The 20,617-nt window shown below is 41.5% G+C and carries 19 protein-coding genes; 5 read left to right on the top strand and 14 right to left on the bottom strand.

All coding sequences use genetic code 11. The features are described from left to right. Positions 1-24: 24 nt before the first annotated feature. From rplI to ACKPQ5_RS02365, 8 genes are all read right to left on the bottom strand, one after another. The gene (rplI, locus tag ACKPQ5_RS02330) at positions 25-498 is read right to left on the bottom strand and encodes a 50S ribosomal protein L9 (RefSeq protein ID WP_407677482.1); all 474 of its coding nucleotides are present in this window, start codon (positions 496-498) and stop codon (positions 25-27) included. A 20-nt stretch (positions 499-518) separates the two neighbouring features. After that, positions 519-980, bottom strand: a complete 462-nt coding sequence (ssb, locus tag ACKPQ5_RS02335; RefSeq protein ID WP_407677483.1) for a single-stranded DNA-binding protein — start codon at positions 978-980, stop codon at positions 519-521. A 36-nt stretch (positions 981-1,016) separates the two neighbouring features. Then, positions 1,017-1,307 carry a 30S ribosomal protein S6 gene (locus ACKPQ5_RS02340; RefSeq protein ID WP_407677484.1) on the bottom strand — a complete coding sequence of 97 codons (291 nt, stop codon included), beginning with the start codon at positions 1,305-1,307 and terminating at the stop codon, positions 1,017-1,019. Beyond that, complete coding sequence (pth, locus tag ACKPQ5_RS02345; RefSeq protein WP_407677485.1) at positions 1,304-1,897, bottom strand: aminoacyl-tRNA hydrolase; 594 nt, start codon at positions 1,895-1,897, stop codon at positions 1,304-1,306. Before pth ends, ACKPQ5_RS02340 begins: the two co-directional genes overlap by 4 nt. Positions 1,898-1,943: 46 nt before the next feature. Then, positions 1,944-2,603: a 50S ribosomal protein L25 gene (locus tag ACKPQ5_RS02350; RefSeq protein ID WP_407677486.1), complete on the bottom strand. Its 660-nt coding sequence runs from the start codon at positions 2,601-2,603 to the stop codon at positions 1,944-1,946. A gap of 185 nt (positions 2,604-2,788) precedes the next feature. Continuing rightward, positions 2,789-4,204: a DUF1501 domain-containing protein gene (locus tag ACKPQ5_RS02355; protein ID WP_407677487.1), complete on the bottom strand. Its 1,416-nt coding sequence runs from the start codon at positions 4,202-4,204 to the stop codon at positions 2,789-2,791. A 7-nt stretch (positions 4,205-4,211) separates the two neighbouring features. Further along, a complete protein-coding gene (locus ACKPQ5_RS02360) occupies positions 4,212-7,064 on the bottom strand; it encodes a DUF1553 domain-containing protein (RefSeq protein WP_407677488.1) in 2,853 nt (950 codons plus the stop codon). A gap of 98 nt (positions 7,065-7,162) precedes the next feature. Next, positions 7,163-8,656, bottom strand: a complete 1,494-nt coding sequence (locus tag ACKPQ5_RS02365; protein ID WP_407677489.1) for an arylsulfatase — start codon at positions 8,654-8,656, stop codon at positions 7,163-7,165. A 128-nt stretch (positions 8,657-8,784) separates the two neighbouring features. Here ACKPQ5_RS02365 and ACKPQ5_RS02370 point away from each other — a divergent pair, with 128 nt between their 5' ends. The 4 genes from ACKPQ5_RS02370 to ACKPQ5_RS02385 all read left to right on the top strand — a co-directional run bounded on the left by ACKPQ5_RS02370 (position 8,785) and on the right by ACKPQ5_RS02385 (position 14,698). Beyond that, complete coding sequence (locus tag ACKPQ5_RS02370) at positions 8,785-9,582, top strand: hypothetical protein (RefSeq protein WP_407677490.1); 798 nt, start codon at positions 8,785-8,787, stop codon at positions 9,580-9,582. Between the two features lie 268 nt (positions 9,583-9,850). After that, complete coding sequence (locus tag ACKPQ5_RS02375; protein ID WP_407677491.1) at positions 9,851-13,051, top strand: PVC-type heme-binding CxxCH protein; 3,201 nt, start codon at positions 9,851-9,853, stop codon at positions 13,049-13,051. Positions 13,052-13,076: 25 nt separating this feature from the next. Further along, the gene (locus ACKPQ5_RS02380; RefSeq protein ID WP_407677492.1) at positions 13,077-14,486 is read left to right on the top strand and encodes a sulfatase family protein; all 1,410 of its coding nucleotides are present in this window, start codon (positions 13,077-13,079) and stop codon (positions 14,484-14,486) included. A 95-nt stretch (positions 14,487-14,581) separates the two neighbouring features. After that, positions 14,582-14,698 carry a hypothetical protein gene (locus tag ACKPQ5_RS02385; RefSeq protein ID WP_407677500.1) on the top strand — a complete coding sequence of 39 codons (117 nt, stop codon included), beginning with the start codon at positions 14,582-14,584 and terminating at the stop codon, positions 14,696-14,698. Here the strand turns inward: ACKPQ5_RS02385 and ACKPQ5_RS02390 are convergent. The 5 genes from ACKPQ5_RS02390 to ACKPQ5_RS02410 all read right to left on the bottom strand — a co-directional run bounded on the left by ACKPQ5_RS02390 (position 14,670) and on the right by ACKPQ5_RS02410 (position 18,686). Beyond that, positions 14,670-14,987, bottom strand: a complete 318-nt coding sequence (locus ACKPQ5_RS02390) for a hypothetical protein (protein ID WP_407677493.1) — start codon at positions 14,985-14,987, stop codon at positions 14,670-14,672. The two genes, ACKPQ5_RS02385 and ACKPQ5_RS02390, sit on opposite strands and share 29 nt — an antisense overlap. Positions 14,988-15,263: 276 nt before the next feature. Beyond that, positions 15,264-15,734 carry a hypothetical protein gene (locus tag ACKPQ5_RS02395; protein WP_407677494.1) on the bottom strand — a complete coding sequence of 157 codons (471 nt, stop codon included), beginning with the start codon at positions 15,732-15,734 and terminating at the stop codon, positions 15,264-15,266. Between the two features lie 10 nt (positions 15,735-15,744). Continuing rightward, positions 15,745-16,731: a flotillin-like protein FloA gene (gene floA / locus ACKPQ5_RS02400; RefSeq protein ID WP_407677501.1), complete on the bottom strand. Its 987-nt coding sequence runs from the start codon at positions 16,729-16,731 to the stop codon at positions 15,745-15,747. Positions 16,732-16,797: 66 nt separating this feature from the next. Beyond that, positions 16,798-17,271 (bottom strand): NfeD family protein, encoded by a 474-nt coding sequence (locus tag ACKPQ5_RS02405; RefSeq protein ID WP_407677495.1) that lies wholly within the window; start codon positions 17,269-17,271, stop codon positions 16,798-16,800. After that, a complete protein-coding gene (locus ACKPQ5_RS02410; protein ID WP_407677496.1) occupies positions 17,271-18,686 on the bottom strand; it encodes an NfeD family protein in 1,416 nt (471 codons plus the stop codon). Before ACKPQ5_RS02410 ends, ACKPQ5_RS02405 begins: the two co-directional genes overlap by 1 nt. Before the next feature lie 149 nt (positions 18,687-18,835). Between ACKPQ5_RS02410 and ACKPQ5_RS02415 the strand changes: the two genes are divergently transcribed. Continuing rightward, complete coding sequence (locus tag ACKPQ5_RS02415; protein ID WP_407677497.1) at positions 18,836-19,747, top strand: aldose epimerase family protein; 912 nt, start codon at positions 18,836-18,838, stop codon at positions 19,745-19,747. Positions 19,748-19,762: 15 nt separating this feature from the next. Here the strand turns inward: ACKPQ5_RS02415 and ACKPQ5_RS02420 are convergent, their stop codons facing one another. Beyond that, a complete protein-coding gene (locus tag ACKPQ5_RS02420) occupies positions 19,763-20,518 on the bottom strand; it encodes a DUF3050 domain-containing protein (RefSeq protein ID WP_407677498.1) in 756 nt (251 codons plus the stop codon). Between the last annotated feature and the right edge of the window lie 99 nt (positions 20,519-20,617).

The following is a 20,617-nucleotide window of genomic DNA, read 5'->3' on the forward strand; positions in this document are numbered from 1 at the left end:
TGCTAATTAGCGAATAGGTAAGAGTTACTCGCTCTCTTCAATTGGATTCTCAGATACAACTTCAACTTCAACTTCGGCTTCCACTTCTTTGTGTAGTGAAATCGAAATCTTACTAATTCCCAATGCCTTGATCGGAGAAAATGAAGTGATGTGTTTCTTATCGAAAGTAAATCCTTTTTCACTCAACTTTTCAAGAATATGGTGAACAGTCACGGATCCAAAGAGTTTTCCTCCCGCACCCGTCTTCACCGCCACGGCGATTTTTGTATCCTTTAACTTGGTGGCAATCTCTTGTGATTTCTGAAGTTCGTCAGTCTCTCTGGCAGCACGGGCAACCTTTAATGAATCTAAACGTTTTTTATTTGCGTGATTTAATGGAACTGCTTTCTTCTGGGGCAAAAGATAATTTCGTGCAAATCCAGGTCGGACCTTTACAACATCTCCTTCGGATCCAAGATTGTTTATGTGTTCTACGAGTAGTATTTCTGTGGTGGCCATAATTATAAATTTGTCAGTGATTAAAAAGGTACATCGTCATCTAAGTCGTTGCTTTCTGGAGCCGGTTCGGGGGAAGGTTTTGGTCGGGCTTCATTTGCCTGAGGTGGTGCTGTCTGCTCCCCACTTCTAGGTGCAGTAGAACCACCCTCTTGCTTGGAATCAACAAACTCGAAACTATCTAAAACCACCTTAAGTGCACTTCTCTTTTCACCCTCCTTAGACTCCCATTGATCTAACTTAAGTCTCCCTTCGATAAAAATTGCCCGACCCTTAGTGAAAAACCGACCGACCGCTTCTGCCCTAGGGCCAAAGGACTCAACATCAACAAAAGTAGTCTCATCCTTACGATTGCCCTCTGCGTCCTTGTAGGAGCGATTTAAGGCAAGCCCGAAATTGCAAACTGGGCGACCATTAGTCATCATTCTTACATCAGGGTCACGGGTAAGATTTCCTATGAGTAGAACTTTGTTTAACGATGCCATAATAAATTTAAAGTAGTAAAGAAGATTTAACTTACTTTACTTGCGCTCAATTAGAACGCGATCAACTTTTTTTTCTAGCTTTAATTTTTCTTTCAAGCGGAGAGGCATTTCTGCATCAGCCTCGATTTCGAATTGGAGGTAAGTTCCAGAGGTCACTTCCTTGCTTTGTGGGTAGATAAAATCGTGATTACCTTGGTTTTCTACTTTTGTGACTTCTCCTTCTGATTGGCGGATGATTTCACTTAATTTTGGAATCATTTCGTCAGAAGATCCATCTGCCCCGCGGGCATTGTATACAATAGTTGCTAAGTAGTTTCTCTTGTTCATGAGGTTGATTGGGATCGTTTTGTTTGGTTAATTAAATTCATTGTGGCATCTATTCCGTTATCTAAAATCCCAAATAGAGCGTCATAAAAATTATCTTTTTTATTTTCTAAAAATAAACATTCCTCAGCAGAAAGTTTGGAAAGAACGAAATCAGAAAGTTTCATTTGAGGGAAAGGCTTGTTGCCGATTCCAAGTCTAAATCTCACAAAGGAATTACCAAGTGATGAAATTACACTACTAACCCCGTTGTGACCGCCGGCTCCTCTATTTTTGGAAATTTTTATTTCGCCAAATGGCAAAGTTAATTCATCGTGAAGCACTATAACATTCTCAGGGGAGCATCGAAAATAATTCAGGATACTCGAAAGATAGCGCCCACTCTCATTCATAAAAGTTTTGGGTTTCACTAAAAGAACTTTTTTTTCCTTGCGTTTCATAATTAAATGATCGGCATGAAATTCTTTACTATTATTAAACCGGACATTTTCTTTTTCTGCAATTTTATCAAGTAACCAAAAGCCTAAATTGTGCCTAGTGCTTTGATAAATATCTCCAGGATTTCCAAGTCCAATTATTGCGAAATTTACCACGAGTCATTTACAATCGAAAGGTTTTAAGATTATAAAAAATTCCGGATTAGTCAGATGATTTTGTCTCTTCGGTAGATTCTTGATCTGTAGCAACTTCCTCCGGCTCCCCGTCCTCACTATCTTCTGCCGATGAACGACCGCCCGCACTACCTACGCATGAAACAAGCATTCCATCCAATTCTGCAACATAAGCGACTCCTTCAATTACCGGCAAATCTTTAACCTGTAAATTTTCTCCAAGTTCTAATTTTGATATATCAAGTTCAATTTGAGAAGGTAAATTACTAGGTCGGCAACGAATTTCCACTTCATTAACCAGTGCCTCTAAAATTCCACCCTGTGTCTTGACTCCCTCCGCTTCTCCAAGAAGAGTAAGAGGGACTTTAGTTTGAAGATCTTCACCACGATTAACCTGAATAAAATCAATGTGAGTTATTGTATCTTTGATAGAATCCATTTGCATGTCTTTAATCAAAACAAGCTCATCTTCCCCTTTATCTCCAAGCAGACGGAACAAAGACGATGATCCTGAAGCTTTTCGCAAAAGAATGCGCATTGCTCGATCTTCAATTGAATATGACTTGTTAATTTGTTTGCCGTAAAAAACAGCGGGTATCCTTCCGGATGCACGGAGTCTATTACAAGCCTGGCGGCCAGTTTGTTCGCGTGGCGCTACCTTGATAGTTAAATCACTTAATTCTGACATAATAAATTGGGGGGGTACAAAAATTAGAGAAAGCGATCAGAAATAACAGCTGTCAGCAAATCTTGCAAGCTCTTTACTATCAGAATGAAGATCCTGAATTAAATTTAACAACAACGTACTACATTGTAGATTGAATACTTTTAGCCTTTTTTGAATTCGATATCCTAAGTTTAAAGGATAAGACCTCAAGAAAACAAATCCTCTACCACACTTCCATGTACATCGGTCAGTCGGAAATCTCTCCCTGCAGATCTGTAAGTCAATTTTTCATGATTCAGGCCCATTGCGTGTAGAATGGTGGCATGCAGATCATGCATATGGACACGGTTATCAACAGCAGTGCCTCCAATTTCATCTGTCGAACCATAAGAAATACCTGGCTTAATTCCACCACCGGCTAAAAATACTGTAAAGCCCCGTGGATTATGATCACGCCCATCTTTTCCCTGAGAAAAAGGGGTTCTTCCGAATTCCCCGCCCCACCATACTAAGGTATCTTCCAATAAGCCCCTCGCTTTTAGGTCCTGTAATAATCCAGCAACCGGCTTGTCGGTTGCTCTGGCATGGTTGGCATGATTCGGCATGTTGCTGTGTTGATCCCACCTCGGATTAGCGGATTCATCCGAATAATTAACACTTACGAACCTAACACCTCGCTCTACCATTCTTCTTGCCAGTAAGCATTGCTTTCCAAAATCATCGGTATCTTTCTCGTCGATCCCATAAATACTTTTGGTCGACTTGGTTTCTTTGGAGAGATCCGTTAATTCCGGCGCTTCCATCTGCATACGCCAAGCCAATTCGTAATTTTCAATAGTCGCCTCCAACTCATCATCATGCGAATAACGATTCGACTGAACCGTATTTAAATTCTGCAAGAGGTCAAAGCGACTTTTTCTCTGAGAATCACCGAGCATGGCATTTTCTACATTTCGAATCTTGGCTCCATTCACATTCCCAGCTCTTCCAAGGGCGGTTCCCTGGTGAATGGATGGCAAAAAGGCATTCCCATAATTTCTCGGACCGCCCTTGCTTGTAGATGGAGAAATAGTTACGAAAGCGGGCAAATTATGATTCTCCGATCCTAGTCCATACGATATCCAGCTCCCCATGGATGGACGAACCAAGTTAGTTGCTCCAGTATGCATGAAAAGAGTTGAGGGACCGTGAGCCACTCCCTCGGTATGCATGGAGTGAATAAAAGCCAGTTCATCGACATGGCTCGCAATATTGGGAAATAGAGAGGAAATATGCTTTCCGCACTGTCCATGTTGCTTAAAATCCCAAAGAGGTTTCATCAAATTGCGTTTGCTCGCTTTACCAAATGTATTTGTGCGAACCCCTACAAAATCGATCTCCTTTCCGTCCTTCGTAAAAAGTTCAGGCTTGTAATCAAATGTATCCACATGACTCGGGCCACCAGCCATAAAAATAAAGATAATCCGTTTAGCTCGTTGCGGAAAACGGGGAGGCTTCGCAAGAAGGGAGCTTGAGGGTTGAGCATTTACATTTTCTAATCCGGCTAAGGCAATAGAACCAAACCCACAAGCTACTGTTTGAAGTAAACTTCTTCGGGTTAATTCTTGAAAACACCTAGTCATTACTTTCCTAATTCAAATATCGAAAATCTAAACATGCAAAAAGAGAATGCACAAGGCCTTCCATTGCTTTAGTGCCAGTTTCTCCGTCCAGGCTTTGATCTAAGTAACTATAAACCAGTTTCTTTTCGTCGTAATTCGGCTCACGCCCAAGACAGCTCAGGAAAACCAATTTAATCTTGAGTTCGACATCTACACTTTCTCGACCGAAGATATTTTGAGCGGTAAGCACAGCTTGCCTCATTACAAAATCACTATTCATCATAAACAAAGCTTGGGTAGGAACAGTGCTAGTGTTACGATTCCCTGAAACCAATCCTGGATTGGGATAATCAAAGACAGTAAAAATTTCTGGAATTTTGTTCCGGTCAATCTTTTGAAACAATGAACGATTTTGATTTGCCTTCGAGTTTTCAAATGTAATCTGCCCACTTGCCAATAGCATGGCGTCTCGAATTGCCTCCGCATCCAGTCTTCGTCTATTCTGTCTAGAAAATAGTTGATTCTCCGGATCCTCCTTTAATGCCTTTTCATTTGCGGTGGAAGACATTTGATATGTTGCCGAAAGTACAATTTTGCGGATAAGTGTCTTGATAGACCATTTGTTATCAATGAAAAATTGTGCTAGGTCATCGAGAAGTTCTGGATGGGTAGGTCGACTTCCCATTTTCCCGAAATTATCTGTACTCGATACGATTCCACGACCAAAAAGATGATGCCAAGCCCGATTGACAAATACTCGAGCAGTAAGGGGGTTTTGAGGAGAGGATACCCAATGGGCAAGTTCTAGGCGACCGCTTGATCCTTCAGGTATCTGGGGAAATGGAGATGTATGCCGCGGGGTTGCGACTACCAAAAATCCCCGCGGAACAAGCGGTCCCAAATTACGGATTCCTCCACGAAGATGAACATGCCAATCACCAACTGCCTTCTGCTCTCGAACTGACAATGCCTTTTCAGCTTTAGGCGGAGCCTTCTTATTGTGCTCAACGATTAAATTTTTCAGCTCCTCGACTCGTATTTCTGCATTCTTAATCTGAACTTTAAGCATGTTATTTTTTTTAGAATCAGCAGTACTTTTTTTCGCCGTTTTGTCGAGAGAAGGCACTTTCATTACCGGAACCAAGCGGATCGCATCCGCGATCACAACCTTCCTCGTTCCTTCTGTTGTAATCTGAACGACCTCCATTACTCTCCTGTCGAAATTAAATCTTCCAACCGACTTAAACGCTCCCAGTATTTGAGGGGCTTTTGTTTGATCAAGTAGGACTTTATGTTCGCCATCCGCATGCATAATGGTCACCGGAGTTCTGTTTGATCGATTTAAACCAACGGTGTAAGAAACTTGAACATCATATTCTCCCTTGCGTGGAATATTTGCCGAAAAAGTAATCGATTTAGTACCCTTACCTTTATTGTCATCATGCAAATATCGCTTTCCCACAAAGCCATTTGTGTGAGTCGAGGAAATCCATTTACCGATCAATTTGGCATCTGAATCATCCACAACAATTCCGTCTAAGTAAAGTGGGTCTAAATTCCTTTTTTGTCTAATCAAACTTATCTTTTTACCACCTAATAACCTAACTGCTAAAATGGCTTCCTTCAATCTCTCCTCAAGAGAAGTCAAGACTCTCGCGTGTTCTTTTCGTTGGGTGCCAAAGTCATCCTGCAATACTCTTTCATGAAAACTAGCTACATTTCCTGGAACCAAGCTATTAGTGCTCCGAAAAATACCCGCCATAGAATAGTATTCTTTTGTTAGAATCGGGTCAAAGGGATGGTCATGACAGCGGGCACAACCCATAGTAATGCCCATGAACGCCCGACCCACCGCGCTTAGTTGCTCGTCGACCACTTCCATGCGTAAGAGTTCCTTGTCCTGTAATTCATAATTATGCGGACCGAGAGCCAAAAATCCCGTGCCTGTAAGATATTCATTATATTCCAATTTAGATTTTGAAGGCATCAGATCGCCCGCAATTTGCTCGATAACAAAGCGATCAAAGGGTTTGTCCTTATTAAAACTGTATACCACATAATCTCGATAACGGCTGGCATTAGGAAAAGGGTTGTTCCGGCCTCCACCAATAGTATCGGCATAACGAGCAACATCGAGCCAATGTCGACCCCATCTTTCTCCAAACCTTTCTGAGCCGAGTAATTCATCAACCACTTTTGGAAACGCATTCGGAGAGCGATCAGAAATAAAATCATTAATTTGATCTGGGCTTGGAGGTAATCCGATGAGGTCAAAATAAATCCTTCTTAATAAAGTATATTTATCCGCATACCGCGAGGGGGTTAATTTTTTTGACTCCAAATTTGCCAAAACAAAATAATCGATTGAATCTTCGGCCCATCCCGCCATCTTAACTTTGGGAAATGGCTGAGATTGAACCGGTTTAAAAGCCCAATAGTCCCGTACATCTGCTAGCTCCTTTAAGGAAATAGGGTTTTGCTTTTTTTTCATTCCCATCTCATTTTCCCTAGGGTCAATCGCTCCTTCCAAAATCCATTTTTGGAGATTCTTAATCGCTTCTTTAGACAACTTGCCATCTGGCGGCATTCGCAGGTCGTTACTCTCGTAACTTATCGCCTTAAATAATAAACTTTGACCAGGTTTTTTGGGTACTATTACCGTTCCGCTGTCTCCCCCTTGAATCCAACCCGCCCGCGTGTCGAGATATAGATTTGCTTTCACTTTTTTGGCTTTTTCCGAATGACACTCGTAACAATTCTCTACCAAAATGGGTCGAATCTTCTTTTCAAAAAACGCAACTTTCTTGGCATCTACCCCCAAACTTAAATGGACGAGTTGTAATATCCAAAAGAGGACAAATGTTCGGAAAATTACATTCATGACAAAGTCATACTTAAACCATTAAAAACAATTATTTAAGTCAAATTTACACCCACGATTTAGCTAATTTTCTTTTTAATGGTCTTAGATTCTTTTAGTTAAAGTGGGGGTGCGTTCCAGTCCGGAATACCGCCATTCTCTAACTGCTTGGCATGAAGTATATGGTAGGGTTGGGTTGGAGACATGGGAACTTCCTCATTCACCATAAGGGGGCGGGTTTCCTTCCAAAACTTTTCGTAGGCTAAACGCATCGACTGAACTACTTTGGGATTTTTGTCTGCAATATCCAAAAGTTGCGAAGGATCTTTCTTCATATCGTAGAGCTTGTTCTCCACTAGGCGAAAACGCTCGTTCCTAACTGCAAAACGCTTCCACATATGATCAGTCGGTTCGGAACCGGTTTTCCAACGGGCACCCTGCGTAAAAAGATAGCGGTCCTTCCACTTGGCTTGTGGATTTTTGATTAGCGGCAGGAGGCTCCGTCCCTCGACTTGCCCCTTGGGTAACTGGTCAATTCCCACAATAGCAGCAAGTGTGGGTAAAAGATCAATATGAGCGGAAATCCTTTCAACCGCTTGGTCGGCTGCGAATTTGCCTGGCCAACGAACAAAAAATGGCACGCGAACCCCACCTTCATCAGCCGAACTTTTTGCACCCTTCATCCCCGCATTGAAACCTTCCATAGGCTTGCCGTCCTTGGACATACCAAGCTTGGAGCCTTCTCGTACCATTCCGCCAACTGAGCCATTATCAGACATAAAAATAAGGATTGTGTCCTTGGCGAGGTTCCATTCGTCGAGCTTGCTCATAAGCCGCCCCATATTCTGATCGATGTTTTCTATCATTCCATAGAATCCGGCATCTCTTTCGGAGAAACCAAGATCAGTAAATCGTTTTGCATTTTGGGGCGGAGCAATAAAAGGGCCATGCGGAGCATTCGTCGTGATATAGGCAAAAAAGGGTTTCCCTTGGTCTTTCATTTTTTTCATCCATCCCATTCCAGCGGTGAAAAATAAGTCGGTGCAATAGCCCTTAGTCTTTACAAAGGAACCATTGTGACGAATGGTTGGATTAAAATATTGATTACCCGGAACATCAGCACATGAGCAATTAAATTTCTGTCCAATTCCACCTGCTCCATGGATAAAGGCTTCGTCAAACCCGCGCTTATGTGGTTGGTAGGGCTCCTCGTCCCCTAAATGCCACTTGCCAAATATCCCAGAAACATAGCCCGCCTTCGATAACACCTGAGGAAGGGTCACCGTGCTTAATGCCATCCTTTCCCTTTCTAAAATGGTGTGAGTAATTCCATTTTTCATGGGGTGACGGCCCGACATAAGGGCGGCTCGGGTGGGCGAGCAGGTGGGACTGACCAAGAACCTTTCAAAGCGGGTGCTTTGCCCGTGTAGCTTATCAAGATTAGGTGTCTGGATCCAAGGATTGCCGTGCTTTCCTATCGGTCCATAACCTTGATCATCGGTTATCATGAGTACGATATTGGGCCTGACTCCAAAGGGTAGCTCCTTGGATATTAAGATTTTGTTTACCGTAAAAATAGAGAGTATTAGGGAGAGGAATAAAGTTACTTTCATGATTGATGGTTTGGTTTTAAATTGGGGCTTGAGAGAACATCCCAAGTCTTACCTTCGGAATGCACAAGCTTTAAAAAGCAAGCTTGCGATTTGACGATTTGAAGGGTTTCGGACTAGATTGATTGTAAATGCCATTATTTAAGCATATTTTCTGCCTTCTACTTATTGTTTCTTTTATGGAAGCCCGCACATTCACGAGTGCAGATGGGGTTCGTAAAATCGTGGCTTCCATTACAGCCTATGATAAAAAATCAGAGGTCGTAAGTATTATTCGGAAAGATGGAAAATCTTTTAATAGCAAGCTTTCTTCTTTTAGCGTTGAAGATCAGGCCTATACTTTAAAATGGCATGAGGGAGCGACTGAAAACTATCTTTATGTCGGTAAGGAATACCCCGGACATCTTCAAATGTTCCTACAAATTTTAAATTCAGGCGGAGTGGGGTATGGCCAAACGGTCTTATATAATCCCGGACTTCCTCCGGTTGCGATAGGAAACGGGCCTACCCCTTTTCTTGCTTGGGTGGACGGCTATGACAAACTAGGCCGGGCGTATAGTAGGTTTAATGCAACGAGAGTAAATTTTGATCTAATCGAAAACAACTGGCGGGCAAGTATATCCTTTCAGGCAAGTCGATCCGTTACCCAAAATACGGGAACTGTGCTTATCCCCTCAGGAAATTTATACGGCATGCCTAGCGTCGGGGGACCCATTCTTTACCAGCAACCACAAAGAATTGTGGTCCTAGGCAAAAACCAAAATCCAAACTCACTGATCGTTTTACCCCGAGGTCCGGCTCCGGTGTTCGTCAATCCTTACACTGGAGGAATGAACATGAATGGAGTTGGAGTGACAGGTGGAGGATACTCGGGGATTACTCACACTCATTCCCGAGGAATGGGAATCTCGATCCGAATAAATCGGTAACTTGGTTTCTTATAATTCAGTGCGAACTTTAAAACCCCACTGAAATTAACTTCAGATGGGAACATCGACTGTTTTCCAAAGACAATACCCCTCATTTAGAATTTTCAATTGAATGTGTTTTGACAGTTGAAAGATAATAGGTCGTTGCCCTTAATAGATTCTATCAGATTACAGTGATTGCACTTCCAATAGAGTGCGAAAAATAAAGCAATAAATCCAACGGGTACCCAAACTTTCATCAAAAAACTTGTATTAAAAAATGAATTTTATGAAGAACAGAATCTCTAAAGTGTTTAAGGGCCCAAGCTTATCTTTCGTTTGGCTCCTCGCATTTTTCTACTCAATCTCCCTTCACTCGGAAGAGGAAGACTTTCGAAAATACGCCATGTTTGCATCCAACGCAGAAAGGCCTGAATCTACCAACCCAATCCCCTCCAGGCTACCCTTTACGTTACAGGCGAATGCCCGCATTGCACTCTTAGGAAACACCCTTTTTGATCGAATGCGAAATTTTGGCCATTTCGAGGCAATCCTACAAAAAGCACATCCCGATCTAAATTTGGTGGTTAGGAATTTGGCTTGGTCAGCGGATGAGATTGACCTGCAACCAAGGCCCGCCAATTTTGCCGATACTGAACAACACCTTACTGCAATGAAGGCAGACATTATTATCGCTGCTTTTGGGTTCAACGAATCGTTTGGTGGAATAAAAGAACTTTCCTCTTTTGAAACTCGCCTGGCAAATTATTTGTTAAATTTAGGGTCAAAATCGTACAATGGGAAATCCGCACCACTTCTGGTGCTGGTCTCGCCAATCGCAAACGAAAATGTCAACGGTGTTTCCGCAGCCAATCTGAATAATAAGAACATTAAGGCTTACTGTAAGTCCATGAAAAAAGTTGCGGACAAACAAAAAGTCGGCTTCGTCAATGTGTTTGATGGAACTGCTGCAGAAATGCTCCTGAAAAAAAACGACCTAACCATAAATGGAGCACATTTAAATGCCCTCGGATATTCTAAGTTTGCAAAAATTTTATTCGAAGGAGTTTTTCAAAAAGAGGCTCCCTCTGTAGATAAGGATATACGCGCCGCGGTGATTGAAAAAAACAGACAACATTTTTATCGATACCGCCCACTCAACACATTTTATTACACCGGTGGAAGAAAAGGGAGTTATGGGTACCTCGATTTTCTGCCCGCTATGAGAAATTTTGATCTGATGACCGAGAATAGGGATCGGCAAATTCACCGCCTTGCCCAAGGCAAAAAGCCTTCCCCCATCATCAATGATTCTAATGTCCCTCCCTTGCCCATCACCAAGGAGAGTAGGGGTGCTAACAAATGGATGTCACCCGAGGAGGAAAAAGCGGCTTTTAAGGTTGATCCCAGATTCGAGGTATCTCTTTTTGCAAGTGAAGAGCAATTTCCTGACATTGCCTGTCCTATTCAAATGAGATGGGACGGAAAAGGTAGAATGTGGGTATCCTGTTCAACCACTTACCCTCATGTCTATCCGGGACAGGCTCCAAATGACAAGATAGTAATCCTGGAAGATTTAGACAAAGACGGAAAAGCCGATCAATGTTCAGTCTGGGCAGAAGGTTTGAATGTTCCTCTGTCATTCGAATTTGGGAATGGGGGAGTCTATGTCTCAGAGGAACCGCACATGACTTTTCTTAAGGATACCAACGGAGATGGAAAAGCGGACTTCCGAGAAATCCCCCTCACTGGATTTGGGTGTGAAGATTCTCACCATGCACTTCATGACTTTGTCTGGACTCCGGACGGGGACCTAATTTTCCGGGAATCTATTTTTCACCACACTCAGGTGGAAACCCCCTACGGCCCAGTTAGACAACAAAATAGCGGCTGGTTCGCCTGGGAACCCAAGCTACACAGACTCACTGCTTTTGGAACTCACCCCAGTACAAATCCATGGGGAGTTACCTTTGATGACTGGGGCCAGCATGTTGCCAGTTACCCAATTTTTGCCTCTGCCCATCATGCACTCGACCCTCCTTACCCAAAACAACACCCAAAGCCTAGTGGGATGCAGGCTTATTCAGGAGTATGCGGACAGGAATTTATTGACTTTCCAAACTGGCCAAAAGAATTACAGGGGATGATGGTTAAAGTCCGCTATAAATCAACCAACCGGGTGGAGCTATTAAAGTGGAAAGAATACGAATACGGATACGAAGAAGAGTATGTTTCAGATATTATATTTTCCTCTAATCTCAGCTTTATTCCAGTTGATCTAAGATACGGCCCAAGAGGTGCGATGTATGTCTGCGATTGGTACAACCCGGTAAAGGGACATGCCCAGTATTCTCTCCGAGATGAAAGGAGAGATCGAAAGTCCGGTCGAATCTGGCGTATCCTGCCAAAGGGAGCAAAAGAAGTAAATCCACCGAAAATTACTGGTGCTACTCTTCCTCAATTGCTCAATCTGCTTAAACGACCAGAATATCGCTACCGTTACTGGGCTAAAAGGGAGATTCGAGAGATGGAACCAATTCTAGTTAAAAAAGCACTCGACCAATGGGTCAAGAAACTCGATACCAATGATCCACGTTTCAGGCATCATCAAGTCGAGGCATTGTGGACTTACCGGAATGTGGAGCAATCTAATATAAAACTCCTTGCGGAATTGCTTCAATGTGAAAACCACAACGCTCGGGCAGCAGCCACACGACAACTTAGACATTGGCATTCATTGACCAATAGGGGAGATGATTTATTACTAAAAGCGGCTCGAGATAAAAATGGGCTTGTAAGATTAGAAGCAGCAATTGCTTGCAGTTATATCGGTACCAAAAGTGCGTTTGAAGCACTGAAAGTTGTAAGCAGTAAACCCAATGATAAACACTTAAGCTACGCCATTAAAACTTCCCTTGGTTCAGCACCCATGAAAAAATTTTGGGATTCGGAAGAATTGGAAGAAAAACAACCACTCCTTTATGCTTTTTTAAACAGACAAAAAAATGTTTATAAAAAAGCAGAACAAACAAAAGAAGATAACAAATTTGACCGACAAAAAAATCTAGTTAAAGTCAAAGTTTCCTGCATGAAGGAAAGAATGCTTTATTCCGTTGAACTTATGGAAAAGACAAACCTTGGAGAATATAAGAGGTCCTTGAAGGGAGATATATATGCAAAAAGAAATCAACCGATACGAATTGAATTCAGAAATCCTGATGCCACGCCACATAACTTTGTTCTTGTTAAACCAAATTCTGTAGAAGAGGTTGGTCTTGCTGCGAACAATATGGCAAAGGATCCAATTGCAGCTCAAAGCGGACAGTTTATTCCGAAATCCAACAAGATAATTGTGCATACTAAAATGCTCAAGCAAGGAGAAAGTGAAATACTTCGCTTTAATGCACCTAAAAAAACTGGGAATTATCCTTTCCTTTGTAGTTTTCCTGGACACTGGACAATTATGAAAGGTAATCTTATCGTAAAATAAACAATAATTATACGCTTAATTAAAAATGAAGATTTTAATAATTAATCTTTTTCTGAGTTTTTCTACTCTGCTGCTGTTAGATGGAAAGACAAATTTTGTTCTTGTCATGACAGACGATCAAGGGTGGGGACAAACTGGCTATTACAATCACCCTGTGCTGAAGACGCCCAATTTAGATAAAATGGCCTCGTGCGGATTACGATTGGATCGATTCTATGCAGGAGGTCCAGTATGTTCGCCAACACGGGCTACCGTATTAACCGGCAGAACCCATGATCGAACCGGAGTGTTTGATCACGGCTATGCATTAAGAACACAGGAAAAAACACTTCCGCAAGCCCTACTTAAAGCGGGATATTCTACTGGACATTTCGGAAAATGGCACCTTTCTGGACTACGAGGAGCGGGTGTTCCAATACTAAAGACAGACCCTCATGGGCCCCACGTATTTGGTTTTGAGAGATGGCTCTCAGTTACCAATTTTTTTGACCTCAACCCAATTATGAGTCGCCAAGGAAAAATCGAAGAGTTCAAGGGAGATTCCTCCGAAATCATAGTTGAGGAAGCCCTTAAGTTCATGGAGCAGGAAGCAAAAAAGGAAAAACCATTCTTCTGTGTCATTTGGTATGGTACTCCACATAGCCCTTGGATGGCACTCGAAGAAGATAGGAAAGAATTTAAAGAGCTAGATAAAAATTCTCAGGATCACTATGCGGAACTTAAAGCGATGGATCGAAGCATAGGGACTCTTCGCAAAGGACTTAAAGATATGGAAGTCGATCGAAATACACTAGTCTGGTTTACCAGTGATAACGGGGGACTACCCAAAATAAACCCGTCCACCACGGGTGGATTGAGAGATTATAAAGGTAGTCTGTATGAAGGTGGGATTCGGGTTCCATCAATAATAGAGTGGCCCAGCAAAATAAAGACGGGCCGAATCAGCAAATATCCTTCTGGTTCAGTAGACATATTTCCCACAATAGCAGACATTGCCGGTATCCAAGAATCTGCTATGCTCAATCCTATGGATGGCGTAAGCCTTACTCCGCTTTTCAGCTCGAAGATTTCAAAAAGGGAAAAACCCTTAGTTTTCAGCAGTCGTGGACGAATGGCAATAATTGACAACGATTGGAAAATGATTTCTCAACCAAAAGATATCGGAAGAAAAATAGAACTGTATAACCTGTTAACCGACTCGACAGAATCTACCAATGAATTTCGACCCAAACACCCTCAAGTAATTCATTTACGAAAAATCCTTGTGGAATCTCGCAAATCCATTGAAAAAAGTGTTAATGGAAAAGACTACCCAAGTGGATCAGTTCTTCCACAACCACCGAGAATTTTCTGGACTGAACTTCCAGAATATAAAAAATATTTGCGGAAATGGAAAGATCGACCCGAATATAAATCAATACTTAAGAAATTTTAATTAAATTTAAATAAATCAATAAAAAGTATTTTCACAATCCTTGTTTTTGGGCTTATTTATCCCTTTCGGCCAAAAGACCTAATATTGTGCTGACCATGGCAGATGACTTGAGGTTTTCTGAATTAGGGTGCTATGGCTCCGAAATAGAGATCCCAAACTTAGATCATTTAGCAAAAGAGGACCTTATGTTTGGCTTTCAAGTGAATACATAACCTGCAGTATGAATTCCCTGTGATCGCCTGGCAGGCTTTCGGAAACTCTTTTAAATTCATTCACTCGAGTGGGGGTAATCTGTAATCTCTCTGTGCCAATGGATTGCTTAACCGTTCGACCCGGCTTGGATATTCCATGATCAATATTGACAAATCTTGAGGGTGCTTTTTTGGAATACAGTAATGCTACTTCATTCATTAAAAGGTCAAAGATAACCTCGAATGCAAATATTGAATTATCTTCGTCAAACCAAATTGTAACCGAAATCGAGCCATCTGTATATTTCACTCTATCTTCCTCCGAAGTAAGGGAATGATTTGGTAATTTCTCTAACATCTTCTGCTGAATAAGGATTGAATTTTTTCTTAATCAATATTTTCTATTTTCTATTGATGAAGGACACTGAGAAGAATGCGAATATAAAATGTACCGAAAACTCATGCAAATTTAAGCAAACTTGCAAGTGGAACAACCGTTGTATGCAGGAAGGACTAAATCTTAGTATTAACAGTAAGAAAACTGCGATGCAGGCAGTAAAACCTAAGCAGAAGCCTAAGAAATAAGCTATTGATTCTCTCGCCTAATTGAAACCGGTTGGTCTAGAATTTCCCTTAGCACAAAGGCACTTTTTAAGGATGCTTTTGAAGAAAGTTGTTTCTTGTAGGTGATTCGCTTTCTCGGTTCAACCTTACTCTCAGTAGAATCCCAAATAGAACCTGAAATGGAATCGTTCAGGGTAGAGTCAATAATTGACTCTATTTCAGGAGAAGCAGAAATAACAGGAAGTGGTGGTTTTTCAACTTCAGTAATTTTGAGAGAAGGTGCAGTTGGAAGGGGTGGGGCGGTCTCCGTTTTCTCTTCGGGTTGCTTTGTAACTTTTTGCCAAGCATCCTTGAGGGCATCTTCAAGTGAAGTATCTGAATCAATTTTCTTTTCAACCGAATCGTCAGGTTCTTTTTTCTTAAAAATCTTACCGATCAACGATGCCAAGATTAACCCTACGATAAATAGGGTATCTAGGTTAATATCAGGCATATTTTAGGAATTAGTCTGTATCCTTAGAAATACTCGATCGCATGTCAGTATCAGCTTCCACATTTCGTAATCGATAGTAATCCATAACCCCTAAATTACCACTACGAAAAGCTTCCGCCATTGCTAACGGTATTTGAGCTTCCGCTTCCACAAGTTTTGCCTGCATCTCCTGGACTTTTGCCACATTTTCTTGCTCTAATGCCACAGCAGCCGCCCGACGGATTTCAGCATGTGCTTGGGCTACCTCTTTATCTGCGGCAGCTTGCGAGGAACGAAGTGCAGCTCCTCGGTTTTCCCCGAGATCCACATCTGCAATATCAATTGATAATATCTCGAAAGCAGTACCTTGATCTAAGCCTCGATCCAGTACTTTTTCTGTAATAGAGTTTGGATTCTCCAAAACTACTTTATAATTTTCAGAAGAACCTATTGTGGATACAATACTCTCGCCAACCCTAGCAATAACAGTCTCCTCCTGCGCACTCCCAACATAACGATCTAAATTACTTCGAACGGTTACTCGAGCTCTCACTTTTACTTGAATGCCATCCTTCGCTACGCCATCAATAGTATCTCTACCTTCGATCACACAATCAATTACCTTGGGGTTAATTGAAGTTCTGACAGCCTCCAAGACCGATTTCGAAGTTCCCCTGGTTGCCAAATCAATTGCGCAGGCACGATCCCAATTTAAAGTGATATTTGCCTTCGATGCCGCAATAATCGACTGAACAGTTTGAACCACATTTCCCTCTGCTAAGTAGTGGGCTTCAAGTTGATCCGTAGTAAGGGGAAGACTTGCCTTAACCGCGGTTACTCTTGCATCGACAATTAACCCAACAGGTACACCCCTTAGGCGCATTGCAAGCAGGGTTGTAAACCCAACTGGAGCTTTTGCAAGAAGTGCCTTCAGCCAGGTACTGAAAAAGGAAATCATTATCAGTGCTATTACAAGACCGCCAATTAGAGCGATTCCGATTCCTATCCATATAATCATGTCTGCCATAATATTATTTGTGTTAAATTAGTTATTTTGTGAGTGAATTTGAAAGTGAGTTGAATACTAGTTAATAAATCGTTTGATTCGAATGCGAAAGTCATCTCTTCCGGTTACAACAATTGATGTTCCTTTCGGTAAAAAACCGTCTTCGCAAAAGGCATCATAATTTTTCTGATTGAGCAAAGTTATTCCTTCCGGTTTGTGTTCTGTTAAAGTTTTTCCTTTTTGTCCAATTATCTCCTCTCCCGGTAATTCCTTATTGCTAATTCCATCAGTAGAACCGGAAAGAAAAAGGTTTTTACCCAGCCTACTTTTGGAAAGCCATTTAAATTCTATAAATACGATCAATAAACCGCCAAATGCCCCTAATATGAAGGTTAGCGTAGGTGCCAGCAAGCCACCGTATTCCAAATATGCGAAGTAAGATGCTAACCCGACGCAAAATGCTCCTGCAAGTCCCAAAATTCCTCCCGGCAAAAAACCTTCTACTAAAATTAATATGTATCCAAATAACAGAGCTGTAAGAATAGATTCCATCAGTTAATTTTTGTCACCGTTAATTCATAATCATTAAAACCGGTTACTTCTACAGAAGCACCCCTTTCGATCTTCCCTAGACTAGATCTTGCATCGTAACGAACTCCGCCAATCTCAACTTGTCCAGTTGGGAAAAGTTCGGAAACTGAACAGCCCCTACTCCCATTTTTAATTTTTTCTTTACTGTCTATTGAATTTGTTTTGGACCCACTCAAATTCCCCACAGTCTCCGCTAATATTAATTGATTCCATATCGAGGTATGCGGCAGAATTCGGGAAAGGAGTAGACCTAAACCGAGCGCAATCGCAATTGCCAGAAAAAGATCCAAGAGTGGTTGTCGAAATAATTCAATGTTCCAAGAAAAGTCAGAGTTGGGCCAAATGTCGACCATCGCCCATAAAATTGACCCGAAGATCATAAAGGTGCCTAAAACAGCGGGGAAAATTAACCCAGGAAACAAAAAGAGTTCTATCACGACCAAAGATACTCCAATAAGAAAAAATATTATTTCTTCTTGTCCCGCTAGGCCTGAGACATATTTGGAGCCAAAGAAAATCAGTACAAAAATAATTCCAGCAACCCCAAAAAACCCGAAACCGGGTGTCTTGAATTCTATAAATAAACCCAGTAAACCAATTCCTATTATAATGGGTCCAACCGAATTAAGCCATAAGCCTACATTCTCTGCCCAATTGACTTCCATTTTAATTAAGCGGTATTTTCCCTCGCCCCACTTTTCATCTAATAATTTATCAATGCTTTCATAAATTCCGGTCCCCAAAAGAGGTTGTAGTGGGTCGCCGTATCCCTTAATTGCTTCTTCTGCAGTCAATGTTAGAAGCTCCCCCTCTTTTTGAATCACAGAACCATCGGCAGCAAGTGGACGCTCACCTTCAATCAAAAGAGTTTCATTCGAGTCCATCATCGAGGCCATGACTCGTGACCGATACCTATATTTTCCAGTGTAACTTCGAATTTTTGCTTTCAAATACGAATTTAATTTCCTCTTCATGGATGAATCGATATCAGCTCCTCCTCCACTCACGGCTTCTGCAGCACCGATCTGGGCAAAGGGGGCAAAGGCAATTTCATTGGTAGCAATTGCAATGTAAGCTCCTGCAGAAATTGCTTCCCTGTTAACATAAGTAATGATTGGGCCATCAAATCGATCAAACGATTCAATGATCTCCTGCATAATTTCAAGAGTAACCCCGAGTTCGCCGCCCGGAGTGTCCATATCAATCACTACAATATCTGCATTTGCTTTAATCGCGTTTTTAAGCCCTCTTCTCAAAATATCTAATATTGGAGATCCGATTTGATCCCGAATGGGAATTTGAAAAGCAATCTTTTCAGAAGTAAGGGTGCTAGAATTTGTTTCTAACCATTCAGGTTGGCTTTCTTCTGAGTCCACCCCAAGCAAACATGAGAATGTGATCGCAAAACAACAAAAGGTAATTAATTTTCGGTATGTAAGCATGGAATTATTCTAAAGTTTAAAAAGCTTATGCTGTTTACACAAATATATTGCACTAAGTTCAAAGAACGGGCAATTGATATCTTATGGAAAGTGTTATTTACCAAAACCAAGAAATTAAGCGATGGGATGTGGGCCCATCTACTTTTCTTGCCTTACCTGAAAAGGGAGCACGTCTTTTAAACTGGCACATTAATATGAGCGATGGTTCCGTTCGCGATATTATCCATTGGCCAGAAGAGAATAATTCAACAAACTTTGAACAAACCCACGGAGGAATCCCCATTCTATTTCCCTTTGCAGGAAAATGTTATGATGCCGGTAATGAAGATCATTGGAGGTCTGGGCAAAACTCACTCCCCATGCCCATGCATGGCTTTGCTCGTAGCTCAGATTTTCGAGTTCGTTCGATGGATCAACACGGATTTGAAGTTGAGCTTAAACCGTCCGATGCAACAAGAGAATGCTATCCTTTTGATTTCACTTTCACGGTGATTTATCATTTTCTTGAATTATCTCTGCAAATTAGCCTTGTTCTAGAAAATGAAGGTCGTGAACCAATTCCATGGTCAGCCGGGTTACATCCATATTTTCAAATACCTTGGCGCAAAGATTTACGACTGGAAGATCATCAAGTTCAAATTGATGCAAAACAAGTCTTTCAATACCAAACCGGAGGAACAATGAAGAAAATTCCCGTATCCAAAGAAATTTCTAGTATGGAAGATCCCAATTTGATTAATCGAGTTTATTACGAATTAAAAAAACCGGTGGCGGAAATATCTCTTCTCAATCAAGAAGAACCCATTAAAATCTCCGAAGTTGGCGGTGCAGAAAGTGGCTCACGTCTTACCTTTGTTACATGGACTCAAGAGAAAGCTCCTTATTATTGCGTTGAACCATGGATGTCTCCTCCCAATTCTCCGGAAAATAAAACAGTTCGTCATGTTCCCCCTGGAGGAAGAGATGAATTTACAATCGAAATTGAATTAGCCTAGAAGCGGTGAAAACGATTAATTTTGGGTAGCAGATAATACCCCGTCCCACAGTTTTATTCTGGCCTCTAAACTTGATTCGACTTCAAGGATTACCTCCTTTTCTTTTTGTTCGCTGTCTGTACATAAATCATCAAGTAATCGGAGTGCCATTGGCCCGTGATGTTCCCCATCTAAGTGGGCATGCCTTTCAAGATAATAATGAAACACTGGCGCTTCTTCTGCGGATATATTTGTCTTCTCAAGTATGCGCTTAAACATTATTGGCACAATACTCTCTCGACCGATCGCGAAAGAAGCTCCTATTTCATGCCCCTTTCCTCGATTTATTAAATCAAAAGTGTAACCCATAAATTCCCTGGATGGTTCAGGTACAAGATTAAAATTTAACGCTTTTTCAATTCCATCCGAACGGACTTGGTCGAGAAAAGAATCGATAATATTTGTGGAGGCTCCCACTTCTCTCATCGCCTCTAAGTAAATTTCAAAGTGACTACTGTAGGATTCTCCCTTACTGCCATAAGATTGATCAGACTCCTCTTCCATCACGATTTCATTAATAAAGCGAACCACATTACCATTCGGGTTAGGAACCCAAGGAGAACCATGCGGTACGTAAATCTCCTGAAGCTTTTTCAAAAGGGACATAAAATCCCAAACCGCAAATACATGGTGCTCCATAAACAACCTTAACTCAGAAAGTGTATTCAAATTGGTAAACACTTGATGGGATTCTAGCTTTTTAGAAAGGGGGTCAACGGTAGTAAGATTCATAGGTAGAATTTTATTCAATAAATTAAATTATTCAAAGTAAGAATTTCTAAAAACTGGCGCTCCCGCTGGGAGTCGAACCCAGATCTTCGGTTCCGGAGA

The sequence above is a fragment of the Candidatus Seribacter sulfatis genome (genome assembly GCF_964187635.1).
Taxonomy (GTDB): Bacteria; Verrucomicrobiota; Verrucomicrobiia; order Opitutales; family Seribacteraceae; genus Seribacter; species Seribacter sulfatis.

Coding starts and splice junctions, on each gene's coding strand:
- ssb (WP_407677483.1), bottom strand. CDS start 980: ATGGCATCGTTAAACAAAGTTCTACTCATAGGAAATCTTACCCGTGAC.
- ACKPQ5_RS02355 (WP_407677487.1), bottom strand. CDS start 4,204: ATGACTAGGTGTTTTCAAGAATTAACCCGAAGAAGTTTACTTCAAACA.
- floA (WP_407677501.1), bottom strand. CDS start 16,731: ATGATTATATGGATAGGAATCGGAATCGCTCTAATTGGCGGTCTTGTA.
- ACKPQ5_RS02375 (WP_407677491.1), top strand. CDS start 9,851: ATGAAGAACAGAATCTCTAAAGTGTTTAAGGGCCCAAGCTTATCTTTC.
- rplI (WP_407677482.1), bottom strand. CDS start 498: ATGGCCACCACAGAAATACTACTCGTAGAACACATAAACAATCTTGGA.
- ACKPQ5_RS02370 (WP_407677490.1), top strand. CDS start 8,785: ATGCCATTATTTAAGCATATTTTCTGCCTTCTACTTATTGTTTCTTTT.
- ACKPQ5_RS02405 (WP_407677495.1), bottom strand. CDS start 17,271: ATGGAATCTATTCTTACAGCTCTGTTATTTGGATACATATTAATTTTA.
- ACKPQ5_RS02365 (WP_407677489.1), bottom strand. CDS start 8,656: ATGAAAGTAACTTTATTCCTCTCCCTAATACTCTCTATTTTTACGGTA.
- ACKPQ5_RS02420 (WP_407677498.1), bottom strand. CDS start 20,518: ATGAATCTTACTACCGTTGACCCCCTTTCTAAAAAGCTAGAATCCCAT.
- ACKPQ5_RS02340 (WP_407677484.1), bottom strand. CDS start 1,307: ATGAACAAGAGAAACTACTTAGCAACTATTGTATACAATGCCCGCGGG.
- ACKPQ5_RS02350 (WP_407677486.1), bottom strand. CDS start 2,603: ATGTCAGAATTAAGTGATTTAACTATCAAGGTAGCGCCACGCGAACAA.
- ACKPQ5_RS02385 (WP_407677500.1), top strand. CDS start 14,582: ATGGCAGATGACTTGAGGTTTTCTGAATTAGGGTGCTATGGCTCCGAA.
- ACKPQ5_RS02380 (WP_407677492.1), top strand. CDS start 13,077: ATGAAGATTTTAATAATTAATCTTTTTCTGAGTTTTTCTACTCTGCTG.
- ACKPQ5_RS02415 (WP_407677497.1), top strand. CDS start 18,836: ATGGAAAGTGTTATTTACCAAAACCAAGAAATTAAGCGATGGGATGTG.
- ACKPQ5_RS02395 (WP_407677494.1), bottom strand. CDS start 15,734: ATGCCTGATATTAACCTAGATACCCTATTTATCGTAGGGTTAATCTTG.
- ACKPQ5_RS02360 (WP_407677488.1), bottom strand. CDS start 7,064: ATGAATGTAATTTTCCGAACATTTGTCCTCTTTTGGATATTACAACTC.